The sequence below is a fragment of the Rhizobacter sp. OV335 genome (genome assembly GCF_900142965.1).
Lineage (GTDB): Bacteria > Pseudomonadota > Gammaproteobacteria > Burkholderiales > Burkholderiaceae_C > Rhizobacter.
In genome coordinates, this window is the sequence record NZ_FRCQ01000013.1 from 62,360 (window position 1) to 74,494 (window position 12,135).

General features: G+C 70.4%; 15 protein-coding genes. 9 read left to right on the top strand and 6 right to left on the bottom strand.

The window, feature by feature from the left end:
* Positions 1 to 26: 26 nt before the first annotated feature.
* Complete coding sequence (locus tag BUE42_RS15235) at positions 27 to 1,061, top strand: LysR family transcriptional regulator (protein WP_073465960.1); 1,035 nt, start codon at positions 27 to 29, stop codon at positions 1,059 to 1,061.
* Here BUE42_RS15235 and BUE42_RS15240 read toward each other — a convergent pair.
* The gene (locus tag BUE42_RS15240) at positions 1,027 to 1,623 is read right to left on the bottom strand and encodes a 5-formyltetrahydrofolate cyclo-ligase (protein WP_235002381.1); all 597 of its coding nucleotides are present in this window, start codon (positions 1,621 to 1,623) and stop codon (positions 1,027 to 1,029) included. The two genes, BUE42_RS15235 and BUE42_RS15240, sit on opposite strands and share 35 nt — an antisense overlap.
* A 10-nt stretch (positions 1,624 to 1,633) precedes the next feature.
* On the opposite strand from BUE42_RS15240, the gene BUE42_RS15245 reads away from it, so the two are divergent.
* The 4 genes from BUE42_RS15245 (at position 1,634) to BUE42_RS15260 (ending at position 6,742) form a co-directional block, all read left to right on the top strand.
* Positions 1,634 to 3,667 (top strand): lytic transglycosylase domain-containing protein, encoded by a 2,034-nt coding sequence (locus tag BUE42_RS15245; protein ID WP_369822971.1) that lies wholly within the window; start codon positions 1,634 to 1,636, stop codon positions 3,665 to 3,667.
* A 4-nt stretch (positions 3,668 to 3,671) separates the two neighbouring features.
* Positions 3,672 to 4,625 carry a complex I NDUFA9 subunit family protein gene (locus BUE42_RS15250; RefSeq protein ID WP_073465963.1) on the top strand — a complete coding sequence of 318 codons (954 nt, stop codon included), beginning with the start codon at positions 3,672 to 3,674 and terminating at the stop codon, positions 4,623 to 4,625.
* 137 nt (positions 4,626 to 4,762) lie between these two features.
* The gene (locus BUE42_RS15255) at positions 4,763 to 5,443 is read left to right on the top strand and encodes a glutathione S-transferase family protein (protein ID WP_073465964.1); all 681 of its coding nucleotides are present in this window, start codon (positions 4,763 to 4,765) and stop codon (positions 5,441 to 5,443) included.
* 36 nt (positions 5,444 to 5,479) lie between these two features.
* A complete protein-coding gene (locus tag BUE42_RS15260) occupies positions 5,480 to 6,742 on the top strand; it encodes a multifunctional CCA addition/repair protein (RefSeq protein WP_073465965.1) in 1,263 nt (420 codons plus the stop codon).
* On the opposite strand, the gene BUE42_RS15265 is transcribed toward BUE42_RS15260, so the two are convergent.
* The 4 genes from BUE42_RS15265 to BUE42_RS15280 all read right to left on the bottom strand — a co-directional run bounded on the left by BUE42_RS15265 (position 6,721) and on the right by BUE42_RS15280 (position 8,537).
* On the bottom strand, positions 6,721 to 6,900 hold the full coding sequence (locus BUE42_RS15265; protein WP_073465966.1) for a hypothetical protein: 180 nt from the start codon (positions 6,898 to 6,900) through the stop codon (positions 6,721 to 6,723). The two genes, BUE42_RS15260 and BUE42_RS15265, sit on opposite strands and share 22 nt — an antisense overlap.
* 4 nt (positions 6,901 to 6,904) lie before the next feature.
* Positions 6,905 to 7,099, bottom strand: a complete 195-nt coding sequence (locus BUE42_RS15270) for a hypothetical protein (protein ID WP_073465967.1) — start codon at positions 7,097 to 7,099, stop codon at positions 6,905 to 6,907.
* Between the two features lie 105 nt (positions 7,100 to 7,204).
* Positions 7,205 to 7,402 (bottom strand): DUF2905 domain-containing protein, encoded by a 198-nt coding sequence (locus BUE42_RS15275; protein WP_073465968.1) that lies wholly within the window; start codon positions 7,400 to 7,402, stop codon positions 7,205 to 7,207.
* 16 nt (positions 7,403 to 7,418) lie between these two features.
* Positions 7,419 to 8,537, bottom strand: coding sequence for a class I SAM-dependent methyltransferase (locus BUE42_RS15280; protein WP_073465969.1), 1,119 nt, complete (start codon positions 8,535 to 8,537; stop codon positions 7,419 to 7,421).
* 19 nt (positions 8,538 to 8,556) lie between these two features.
* Between BUE42_RS15280 and BUE42_RS15285 the strand changes: the two genes are divergently transcribed.
* From BUE42_RS15285 to BUE42_RS15300, 4 genes are read left to right on the top strand one after another with little or no spacing between them, the layout of a single operon-like run.
* Positions 8,557 to 9,336 (top strand): SDR family oxidoreductase, encoded by a 780-nt coding sequence (locus tag BUE42_RS15285; RefSeq protein ID WP_073465970.1) that lies wholly within the window; start codon positions 8,557 to 8,559, stop codon positions 9,334 to 9,336.
* 1 nt (position 9,337) lies between these two features.
* Positions 9,338 to 9,736, top strand: a complete 399-nt coding sequence (locus tag BUE42_RS15290; RefSeq protein WP_073465971.1) for a dihydroneopterin aldolase — start codon at positions 9,338 to 9,340, stop codon at positions 9,734 to 9,736.
* A complete protein-coding gene (gene ttcA, locus BUE42_RS15295) occupies positions 9,736 to 10,650 on the top strand; it encodes a tRNA 2-thiocytidine(32) synthetase TtcA (protein ID WP_073465972.1) in 915 nt (304 codons plus the stop codon). Before BUE42_RS15290 ends, ttcA begins: the two co-directional genes overlap by 1 nt.
* A 17-nt stretch (positions 10,651 to 10,667) precedes the next feature.
* Positions 10,668 to 11,294 carry a DUF4136 domain-containing protein gene (locus BUE42_RS15300; protein ID WP_073465973.1) on the top strand — a complete coding sequence of 209 codons (627 nt, stop codon included), beginning with the start codon at positions 10,668 to 10,670 and terminating at the stop codon, positions 11,292 to 11,294.
* A gap of 6 nt (positions 11,295 to 11,300) precedes the next feature.
* Here the strand turns inward: BUE42_RS15300 and BUE42_RS15305 are convergent, their stop codons facing one another.
* A complete protein-coding gene (locus tag BUE42_RS15305) occupies positions 11,301 to 12,134 on the bottom strand; it encodes a DUF6279 family lipoprotein (RefSeq protein WP_143171523.1) in 834 nt (277 codons plus the stop codon).
* Position 12,135: the final 1 nt, after the last annotated feature.

The window sequence follows — 12,135 nt, forward strand, 5'->3', positions numbered from 1 at the left end:
GCGGCGCGCATTGATACCATTCGCGCATGAATCAACCGCGTCATCGGCCGCTCTCGGTCGGTCCGATCCGGGCCTTCGAGGCGGTGGCCCGCCACCTCAGCTTCAGCGCTGCCGCCGAAGAACTGCACCTGACCCAATCGGCCGTCAGCCGGCAGATCAAGGGGCTGGAGGACGAACTCGGCGCGCCGCTCTTCAACCGCGGCACCCGCTCGGTCGAACTCACCGGCGACGGCCAGGTGCTGCTGCGCGCCGTCGCCCCGTCGCTCGATCGGCTCGACACCGCGGTGCGGCAGATCCGCACCTCGCGCGGCCGGCGGCGCGTCACGGTGAACACCTTCGCGTCGTTCGTGTCGCTGTGGCTGCTGCCGCGGCTCGAGGCCTTCCAGCGCGCGAACCCCGACATCGACATCCGCGTCTCGGCCACCGACATGGTGGTCGACCTCGACGACCCCGAGATCGACATCGTGCTGCGCTACGGCGGTGACCACCTGGTGCCGGCCGGCACGCCGCGGCTGTTCGGCGAAACGCTGACGCCGGCCATCAGCCCGTGGCTGGCCGAACAGATCGCGCGCGGCCAGGCGCCGCCGCTGTCGACGCCGGCCGACCTGGCCGGCCACACGCTGGCCGAGGAAGACGACAACCGCCCGACCGCCGAGTTCCTGAGCTGGCGGCGCTGGCTGACGCTGCACGGACAGGCCGGGCTGCAGCCGCGCCGATGGATGTACCTGAACTTCACCTACCAGCAGGTGCAGACGGCGCTGGCGGGGCAGGCGATCGCGCTGGCCCGCATGGCGCTGGTGGCCGACTCGCTGGAGCGCGGTGACCTGGTCGAGCCGTTCGGGCCGGCCGGGCGCATCGATGCACCGCATGCCTACTGGATGGTGGTCTCGCCGCAGTCGATCGCGCGGCCGGAGGTACAGCGCTTTCGCGACTGGCTGATCGAGCAGGGCGAGCGCACCAACGCGACGCTGACCGCGCAGTCGGCCAGCAGCGTGCAGCGCCTCGCGCAGGCGGTGCCGGAGCTGGTCAGCCCTGCGCCACCCCGTTCTCGGTCACGATGAGCGCGAGCGGCAGGTCGTGGGCCTGCGGCGCGAGTTCGGCCTCGCTGAGGCGCCCGGCCTCCCACGCGACGCCGATGGCCGTGACGTGCGGGTGCAGCGCGAGCCAGCGGTCGAAGAAGCCGCCGCCGTAGCCGAGCCGCCAGCCGCTGCCGGTGAAGCCGACGCAGGGCACCAGCACCACGTCGGGCACCACCGCGGCGCCGGTCGCCGCCGGGATGTTGCACTCGTCCTTCAGCGCCGGCGCGCTGCCATCCCACAAGCGGTAGTGCATCTGCGGCGGCACGCGCTGCGTGAATGGCAACGCAAGCGGCAAGGCGGCATGCGATCCATCGCCATCCCACAGGGATGCTGCGTTAAATTCGGACCGGAGCGGCCAATAGACCCCGAGGCACTCGGGTTCGAGTTGATCGAGAACCCGCCCGAGGTGATGGGCGAGCGACTCCGCTGCAACTTTTCCGGCGGGCGACGAGACAAACGCGGTGCGCGCGGCCAGCAAGCGTTGGCGCAGGGGATGTCGCAAGGGATGGCGGACGTCGGGGTCTGATGGCAAGGTCGGCACCATGAAGGACAGCGTGAACAAAGACAAATCATATGGCGCAGCGATGGTGAGGTGGGTGCTGAAGGCGTTGGCGGCCGCCGTGCTCCTGAACGCGATGCCCGCCTGCGCGCAGACCGGCAACGACGCGGTGCTCGAAGCCCGCGAGGCGCTGCGCAAGAAAGACCGGGCCCGGCTCGCCGCACTGCGCGACAGCGCGATCGCCGAGCGCAACCCGCTTGCGATGTGGATCGACTACTGGGAGATCGGCCAGCGCCTGCAGTTCGTGCAGGCCGACGAGATCGCGGCGTTCTACCAGCGCTGGCGCGGCACCTACGTCGAAGACCGGCTGCGCAACGACTGGCTGCTCGAGCTCGGCCGCCGCCGTGATTTCAAGGCGCTGGCCGCCGATTTCCCGAGCTTCCGGATGAACGACGACCGCGAGGTCTCGTGCTACGCGCTGCTGGCCGATCACCTCGGCGGCAAGGACGTGCGCAGCGCCGCCCGCAGCGCCTGGTTCGCGCAGCGCGAGGCCGACGACGGCTGCGCGCTGCTGGCCGCCACGCTGTACGACGCGAAGCAGCTCACCGAAGCCGATGCCTGGCGCAAGGCGCGCCTGGCGATCGACGGCAACAAGCCGCGTGCGGCGCGCCAGGCCGCGCTGATGGTCAACACCCGGTCCGCCAGCGATGTCGACGACCTGGCCGACAACCCGGCGCGCTACCTGACCCGCGCGCTCGGGGGCCGCCAGGCCAACCAGCTGAACACGCTGGCGCTGATGCGCCTCGCGTCCACCGATCCCGAACTCGCCGCCAACCTGCTGAACGGCAAATGGGAAGCCGCGCTGCCGCCCGAGCTCGCGGCCTGGGCGTGGGCGGCGGTCGGCAAGCAGGCGGCGCTGAAGCTGCTGCCCGAGGCCTCCGGCTACTTCACGCGGGCCGCGCTGTTGTCGGCCAAGTCGTCGACGACCATCGACTGGGCCGACGAGACGCTCGCCTGGAAAGCGCGTGCCGCGCTGCGCGCCGGCGAGAACGCGCCGCGCTGGCAGCAGGTGGTGCAGGCGATCGATGCGATGAACCCGGTGGAGCAGCGCGATGCGACCTGGGTCTACTGGAAGGCGCGCGCGTTGCGGGCGCTGGCCAAGGAGTCGGCCGAGGGCGACGGGCTGCGGGCGCAGGCGACCGAGATGTTCGAGGGCATCTCGTCGCAGTTCGGCTTCTACGGCATGCTCGCCGCCGAGGAACTGGGCCGGCCGATCACGCTGCCGGTCGCGCCGCAGCCGCTGACGCAGGACGAGCGCGACGCCGCCGCGCGCCAGCCGGGCCTGGCGCGCGCGCTGACGCTGGTGTCGATCGGGCTGCGCAGCGAGGGCGTGCGCGAATGGAACTTCACGCTGCGCGGCATGGAAGAGCGCGAGCTGCTCGCCTCGGCGCAGCTCGCCTGCGACCGGCACGTCTGGGACCGCTGCGTCAACACCAGCGACCGCACGCGCGGCGAGATCGACATCGCGCAGCGCTATCCGACGCCGTTCCGCGCCGAGGTGATGGCGGCGTCGAAGACGACCGCGGTCGACCCGGCGCTGATCTACGGCGTGATGCGCCAGGAGTCGCGCTTCCAGCCCGACATCCGCTCCAGCGCGAATGCGTATGGGCTGATGCAGGTGATCCAGCCGACCGCGAAGAACGTCGCCAAGCGCATCGGCATGGCCTACGACCCGGCGCAGATCATGGACGTGCCGACCAACGTGCAGCTCGGCTCGAGCTACCTGCGGCTGCTGCTCGACGACTTCGGTGGCTCGCAGGTGCTGAGCGCCACCGCCTACAACGCCGGCCCGGGTCGGCCGCGGCGCTGGCGCGAGGGCCCGAAGCTGGAGCCGGCGATCTGGATCGAGAACATCCCGTTCAACGAGACGCGCGACTACGTGAAGAAGGTGATGGCCAACACCTTGCTCTACGCGACGCTGCTGAACGACCCGACGGCGCTGCAGACCGCGTCGCTGAAGGCGCGACTGGGCAAGCCGGTCGGCCCGCGCGAGCTGACCGCGCCGCCCCCCGACACCAACCTGCCGTAATGCCATGGACCTGCTGATCCTCGGCGGCAGCGGTTTTCTCGGCCGCGCCGTGTGTGCCGAACTGATCCAGCGCAACGGTGCGGCCGGTGGCCGACTGACCGTCGCGAGCCGGCAGCCGCAGCGCGCGAAGGCGCTGCAGATGCTGCCGACCGTCGAGCTGGTCGGCGCCGACGTGCACGACGACGTGCAACTCGCGCGCATGGTTGCCGGCCGCAGTGCGGTGATCAACCTGGTCGGCATCCTCCACGGGAGCGAGGCGGATTTCCAGCGCGCCCATGTCGAGCTGCCGAACCGCATCGCACACGCCTGCCGGCAGGCAGGCGTGCGCCGGCTGGTGCACGTCAGCGCGCTCGGCGCGCAGGCCGGCACCCCGAGCATGTACCTGCGCTCGAAGGCCGCCGGCGAGGCGGTGCTGCAGCAGTCGGGGCTCGACGTGACGGTGCTGCGCCCGTCGGTGATGTTCGGCGAGGAGGATCGGTTCATGAACCTGTTCGCCCGGCTGCAACGCGTGCTGCCGGTGCTGCCGCTGGGCGGGGACGATGCGCGCTTCCAGCCGGTGTGGGTGCAGGACGTGGCGGCGGCGATCGGGCAGGCATTGACGCGTGGCGCGGCGGCCGCGCGTTCGTACGAGTGCGCCGGCCCGAAGGTCTACACGCTGGAGCAGCTGGCGCGGCTGGCCGGGCGCTGGTCGGGCCACCCGCGGCCGGTGCTCGCGCTGCCCGACGGCCTGGCGCGGCTGCAGGCCGGGCTGATGGAATGGCTGCCCGGCACGCCGCTGATGTCGCGCGACAACCTCGATTCGATGAAGGTGCCGAACGTCGCGAACGAAGCGCTGCCAGGGCTCGATGCGCTCGGCGTGCGCCGCACCGGGCTCGAAGCGGTGGTGCCGGACTACCTCGGCGGCGTCGCCGGGCCGGCGCGGCTCGAAGGCTGGCGGCGGCAGGCCGGGCGCGGTTGAGCGCGCGCGCCGGCAGCGAATGCGTGCCGGTCATTGATCTCATTCGCAAATCTCATCGGTGACCGGGTCGGCGGCGGCGCGGGGCTCGCCTACGATGCATGGCCCCCTCTGACCGACTCGACAACCCGAGATCCTCCATGCAGCTCTACATCGGCAACAAGAACTACTCGTCCTGGTCCATGCGCCCGTGGGTGCTGCTGAAGCAGGCCGGCATCGCGTTCGACGAGGTGATGGTCCGCTTCGATTCGTTCGAGCCCGACTCGAAGTTCAAGAGCGAGCTGGCGCGCCACTCGCCGACCGGCCGCGTGCCGCTGCTGGTCGACGACGGCTTCGCGGTGTGGGACACGCTGGCGATTGCCGAGTACCTGGCCGAGCGCTTTCCCGCCAAGCAGCTGTGGCCTGCCGATGCGAAGTCCCGGGCACGCGCCCGCAGCGTCTGCGCCGAGATGCATTCCGGCTTCGGTGCCTTGCGCAACCACTGCCCGATGAACATCGAGGCCGTGCTGCCCGAGGTCGGCGAGCGGCTGCTGCGCGAGCAGCCGGCGGTGCGCGCCGACCTCGACCGCCTGGTGCAGATGTGGAGCGAACTGCTCGAGCAGCACGGCGGCCCGCTGCTGTTCGGCGGCTTCACGATCGCCGATGCGTACTTCGCGCCGGTGGTGATGCGGCTGCTGAGCTACCGGCTGCCGCTGCCGCCGCAGATCGCGGCCTACGTGCAGCGGGTGCGCGCGCTGCCCGGGGTCGATGCCTGGTGCCGCGACGCGCTGGCCGAGCAGGACTTTCTTCCCTTCGAGGAGCCGTATCGCAGCGCGCGCTGAGGCCGTTCACCGCGCCGCGCCCCCTACACTGCGCCGATGAAGAAGTGGATGGTAGGCGGCGCAGTCCGCGATGCGTTGTTGGGGCGGCCGGTCAACGACCGCGACTGGGTGGTGGTCGGCGCGTCGCCGCTGCAGTTGCTCGAGGCCGGCTACCTGCCGGTCGGCAAGGACTTCCCGGTGTTCCTGCACCCGGAGACCAAGGACGAGGTGGCGCTGGCGCGCACCGAGCGCAAGACCGCGCCGGGCTACCACGGCTTCGCGTTCCATGCGGACCCCAGCGTCACGCTCGAGGAAGACCTGCAGCGCCGCGACCTGACGATCAACGCGATGGCGCAGGACGAAGACGGCCGCATCGTCGACCCCTGGGGTGGCAGGCGCGACCTGCAGGACAAGCTGCTGCGCCATGTGTCGCCGGCCTTCGCCGAGGACCCGGTGCGCATCCTGCGGCTCGCGCGCTTCGCGGCGCGCTTCGATGATTTCAGCGTCGCGCCGGAGACCGACGCGCTGATGCGCCACATGGTCGAGATCGGCGAGGTCGATGCGCTGGTGCCCGAGCGGGTCTGGCAGGAGCTGGCGCGCGGGCTGATGGAAGCGCGACCGTCGCGCATGTTCGAGGTGCTGCGTGGGTGCGGCGCGCTGGCGCGCCTGCTGCCCGAGGTCGACCGGCTGTGGGGCGTGCCGCAGCCGCCGGAGCACCATCCCGAGGTCGATACCGGGCTGCACCTGATGCTGGTGCTCGACATGGCGGCGCGGCTCGAGGCACCGCTCGAGGTGCGCTTCGCCTGCCTCGGCCACGACCTCGGCAAGGGCACGACGCCGGTCGACGAACTGCCGCGCCACATCGCGCACGAGGCGCGCAGCGTGCAACTGGTGCAGGTGCTGGCGCAGCGGCTGAAGGTGCCGACCGACTGCCGCGAACTGGCCGAGGCGGTGGCGCGTGAGCACGGCAACATCCACCGCAGCCTGCAGCTCGACGGCTCGGCGGTGATGCGCCTGTTCGACCGCTGCGACGTGTGGCGGCGGCCGGTGCGGTTTTCAGAACTGCTGCTCGCCTGCGAGTGCGATGCGCGCGGGCGCACCGGCTTCGAGGAGCGGCCGTATCCGCAGCGGCCGCGCCTGCAGGGCGCGATGGACGCCGCTCTGGCGGTGGACACCGCGAAGGTGTCGTCCGATGCGCTGGCCCGCGGCTGGAAGGGCACCGCGATCGGCTCGGCGATCCGGCATGCGCGCTACGTGGCGGTGTCGGAATTCCTCGCGTCGCAGTCTCAGTCGCAAGCTCAGCCTTCGACCGGCAACTGACGATTCCGCACGTGGAGGGCGATGCGCCGGCGGGCCCGGTCATCGAGCATCAGCAACCAGCGCACCGCGCGCAACTCGTGCGCCACGAACACCGGGACCGACAAGCGCAACACGCCGGGCAGGTTGTGCAGGCCTGCCGGGCAGCCTGTGCGACGCATCGCCTCAGGTGGCGAAGTAGCGCGACTCGAGCGCCCGGGCGTCGGTCAGGTGCAGCCGCAGCTTCACCCGGTCGAGCCAGCTGAGCGGGTGCATGCGGCCGTCGGGCATCGCGAGCACCGGGCCGAGGATCGGTTCTTCCTCGATGCGGGATTCCTGATAGTCCTGCTGCGTCGTCGGCGATTTCAGAGCTTCAGTCATGCGGGCCTCCTTGTACTCCCTCGAGGAGGGAGCGAGGCCGTTGTAACCAGTTGTAGGGGGCGGCGCAAGTCTGGTTTGTCCGTGCCCCTGCCGGCGGTGCAGCCTTCAGACCAGCTTCGTGATCAGCAGCGCCACCACGCTCAGCAGCACGCTGCTGGTGATCGGGATGAAGAACTCGCGCCCGAACAGCCGGAAGCGGAAGTCGCCGGGCAGCCGCCCGAGCCCGAGCTTCAGCAGCCAGCGCTGCAGCCCGCTGAACAGCAGCAGCGCGATCAGGATCACCAGCAGCCAGCGCAAGCCCATGGTCGTCAGCCCCGCGTCAGAGCGTGTGGCTGCGGTCGCCGTGGGCGAAGCCGAGCGGCGCGTCGGTGAACGACGCGTCGCAGCCGCGCGCCAGCGCGATCACCTTGAACAACTCGCCCATCTCGTGCTCCAGCAACAGCTTCTGCGCATTCGCGCGGGTCTTCAGGTCGGCGTCGGCCAGCCGCTCGACGAGCCCGCAGTTGATCAGGAAATGGGCCTGCGTGGTGTAACCGACGACCTCCAGCCCGGCGTCCTGCGCGGCCAACGCGATGCCGGTGAAATCGACGTGGGCGGTGATGTCCTTGCGGCCGACCTCGACGAGCGGGTCGCCGTCGGCCTGGTGGCCCTGGTGGCACATCAGCGTGCCGCCATGGCGCTGCGGCAGGTAGTACTCGGCCTCGGGGAAGCCGTAGTCGATGAAGAAGGCCGCGCCGCGCTGCAGCCGGTCGGCCAGCGTCGCGATGAAGGCGCGCGCCTGCGGGTGGATCTCGGTGACGGTGCCCGGCACGAAGGGCGCGTCCAGCGGCGGGCGCAGCGCGGTCGGCCGGTCGCCCCAGGCGAGGCCGTCGCCGGACACAACCACGCCGCGCTCGTGCCACTGCGTGCCGTCGAAATGCAGCAACTGCACCGGCATCGCGTCCAGCACCTCGTTGCCGACGATCACGCCGTGCATCGTGTCGGGCAGCTCCGACACCCAGCGCACCTGCGTGCCGAAGCGCGCCAGCCGCGCCTGCTGGCGCTGCCGCAGCGCGCCGGACAGGTCGACGATGGTGTAGCGCGCGGGTGCGATGCCGTCGGCGGCCAGCGCGTCGAGCAACTGCTCGGCCAGCGCGCCGGAGCCGGCGCCGAACTCCCAGACCTCGCGGCCATCGCAGGCCCGCAGCGCCTGCGCGACCTGGCGCGCGAGCGCGGCGCCGAACAGCGGCGTCAGCTCCGGTGCGGTGACGAAATCGCTGCCGGACGACGGCAGCATGCCGAACTGCCGGTCGCCGGCCGCGTAGTAGCCGAGCCCGGGGGCGTACAACGCGAGCGCCATGAAGCGGTCGAAAGGCAGCCAATCGCCGTTGCGGGCGATGGCCTGGCGGATCAGCGACGAAAGCGCCGCCGATACACTGCCGGCTGGTGGGGTTTGCATGCCCCGATTGTAGAAAGCCATGTCCGCACGCCCCGTCACCCTGGTCACCGGCGCGGCCCGCCGCCTGGGCCGGGCGATCGCGCTCGAACTCGCCGCGCACGGCCACGACCTCGCGATCCACTGCCGCGGCTCGCGCGACGAGGCGCAGGCCACCGCCGACGAGGCCGCGCGGCTCGGTGCCCGCGCCGCGGTGTTCGCCGCCGACCTGGCCGACGAGGCCGCCTGCCGGGCGCTGGTGCCGGCCGTCTGCGAGCGCCTGGGCCGCCTCGACGCGGTCGTCAACAACGCCTCCACCTTCGCCTACGACAACGCCGAGAGCTTCAGCTACGCGTCGATGGAGGCCCACTGGCGCGCCAACACCGGCCCGGCCGTGCTGCTCGCGCAGGCGCTGCACGCGCACCTGACGGCCCGCGACGGCCGCGGCTGCGTCGTCAACCTGCTCGACCAGAAGCTGTGGAATCCGAACCCCGACTACCTGTCCTACACCTTGTCGAAGGCGGCATTGCAGTCGGCGACCGTGCTGCTGGCGCAGGCGCTGGCGCCGCGGCTGCGGGTGTGCGGCGTCGCGCCGGGCGTCACGCTGCTGTCGGGCGCGATGACCGAGGCAGAATTCGCCCAGGCGCACGGCCTGACGCCGCTGCAGCGCTCGTCGACGCCGGGCGACATCGCGCAGGCGGTGCGGTTCCTGATCGAGTCGCCGGCCATCACCGGCAGCACGCTGCTGGTCGATGGCGGCCAGCACCTGCAGGGCCAGCCGCGCGACGTGATGTTCATTGCCAATCCCGAGAAGAAGACCTGACATGCATTCCCTGCTCATCCACCCCGGCCTGATGGATTGCCGCCGGCTGTTCCTGCGCGACTACGAGGTGTGGATCAACATCGGCGTGCACGACTTCGAGAAGAAGGGCGAGCAGCGCGTGCTGATCAATGTCGACCTCTACATTCCGCTGGCAATGTCGACCCCGAAGGCCGACGAGCTCGACGAGGTGGTCGACTACGACTTCATCCGCCGCACCATCGCCGGCCGCGTGAAGCAGGGCCACATCCACCTGCAGGAAACGCTGTGCGACGACGTGCTGGCGCTGATGATGGCCCACCCGCGCGTGCGGGCCGCGCGCGTGTCGACCGCCAAACCCGATGTGTACCCGGACTGCGAAGCCGTCGGCTGCGAAGTCTTTGCGATGAAGAAGGACCTGTGATGAGTGCGGTACTGGACAACCCCAAGGACGAAGCGAAGAACGCCTTCGAGATCAACAAGCTCAGCAAGCGCCTGCATCGCCAGGTCGGCCAGGCGATCGCCGACTTCAACATGATCGAGGACGGCGACAAGGTGATGGTCTGCGTGTCCGGCGGCAAGGACAGCTACGCGCTGCTCGACATCCTGCTGAACCTGCAGCAGCGCGCGCCGATCCGCTTCACGCTGGTGGCGGTGAACCTCGACCAGAAGCAGCCGGGCTTCCCCGAGCACGTGCTGCCGGAGTACCTGAAGTCGCGCGGCGTGCCCTTCCACATCGAGAGCCAGGACACCTATTCGATCGTCAAGCGCCTGATCCCCGAGGGCAAGACGATGTGCAGCCTGTGCTCGCGGCTGCGCCGCGGTGCCCTGTACCGCGTGGCCGGCGAGCTCGGCGCGACCAAGGTGGCGCTCGGCCACCACCGCGACGACATGCTGCAGACGCTGTTCATGAACATGTTCTTCGGCAGCCGCATGAAGGGCATGCCGCCGAAGCTGGTCAGCGACGACGGCAAGAACATCGTGATCCGCCCGCTGGCCTACGTGGCCGAGCCCGACCTGGAGCGCTGGGCCGCGCACCGGCAGTTCCCGATCATCCCGTGCACGCTGTGCGGCAGCCAGGAGAACCTGCAGCGGGTGCAGACGAAGCAGATGCTGCGCGACTGGGACAAGCGCTTCCCCGGCCGCATCGAGAACATGTTCACCGCGATGGGCAACATCGTGCCGTCGCACATGATGGATCGGAACCTCTACCCGTTCACGACGCTCAAAACCACCGGGGTGCCCGATGCCGGTGGCGATCGGGCCTTCGATGACGACGAGAGCTGCGCCCCGGCGGAACCCGCCGGCGACGCGGTGCCCATCAAGCTGCACGTTTGACCTGACGGAGGCCGACCATGTGGAAACCTGCCCTGACCACCACCCTGCTGGCCGGCGCGTTGCTGGGCCTGGGGGGCTGCGCCGCGCTGAACGCGGTCGACAGCAACGTCTCCACCTACAGCCAGTGGCCGGCCGGGCGCAGCGCATCGACCTACGCGTTCGAGCGCCTGCCGTCGCAGCAGGCGCGGGCGATGGAGCAGGAGAAGCTGGAGTCGATGGCCCGGCACTCGCTGCAGGTGGCCGGTTTCAGCGAAGCGGGTGAGGCGAAGGCCGCCGATTTCACGGTGCAGGTCGGCGCGCGCATCAACCGCTACGACGTCTCGCCGTACGACGATCCGCTGTGGTGGCACGGCGGGCTGTACCGTTCGCGCTATGGCTACGGCTATGGCCGGGGGCCGTTCTGGGGCCCGCCCGGCTACTTCGGTCCGCGCTACTACGACACGACCTACTATGACCGCGAGGTGGCGGTGCTGATCCGGGACCGGCAGTCCGGGCAGGTGGTGTACGAGGCGCGCGCCGCCAACGACGGCACGACGATGGGCAGCGATGGGCTGATCGCCGCGATGTTCGACGCGGCGCTGAAGGACTTTCCGCAGACCGGCATCAATCCGCGCCGGGTGACGATCCAGTTGCCCCCAAGTTGACGGGGGTCAGCGGCCGGCGTCCGCCGCCAGCGCGTGGAAGTCGCCGGCCCACCCCTTGAGCTTCTTCGCCGCGTACTGCCGCTGCACCGCGCTCGTCGTGTTGTGCAGCTGCGCGCCGAACTCGCAGTTGTAGCGCGTCAATTTTTCCTGGTAGCTGCGGAAGTTCTCGCGCGGCGAATGCTGCACCCGCTCGGCGATCGCGCGCAGCGCCGCCTGCACCTGGGCCTGCGGCGGCCGCTCCGCCAGCAGCCGGCGCAAGGTCTGCAGCACGTCCTGCTGGCGCGCCTTGCGCTCGGCCAGCCACAGCTCGGGGTCGAACGGCGACGCCGCCATCGCCCGCTTCACTTGCGCGGTCTGCGCGTCGTCCAGGTCGCCGTACAGCATCTCGGCGCGCTCCATCGTGCGCTTCATCGTGGCCTTCACGCGGTCCTGCGGATCGGGCTGCAGGTAGTCGTCGGCATAGTCGTCGTTGACCTTCGCGTAGCGCTTCTCGATGTGCTTGAGCTGCTCGGGCTTCAGCGACAGCGCCGTTTCGGCCAGCGCCGGCAGCGCCTGGTCGAGGCCGACGAACATGCGCGACTCGACCTCGTCGGTCCAGCGGCACACCTGGGCCGCGGTGACCGGCTGCTGCAGGTCGCCGGCCAGCTTGTCCAGCCAGCGCGCATAGTCCGGCAGCTGGGTGCTGCGGTTCCAGCGGAACCACGACGTGATCGCATCGCGCACACGCGGCGTCTGCTCGTCGTTGAAGTCGATGTACTTGTCCAGCCACCAATACCCCAGATCGGGGGCCTGGTTGTAGGCCAGCCGCATCGCGCCACACCCTGAAAGCAGGGTGGTCAAC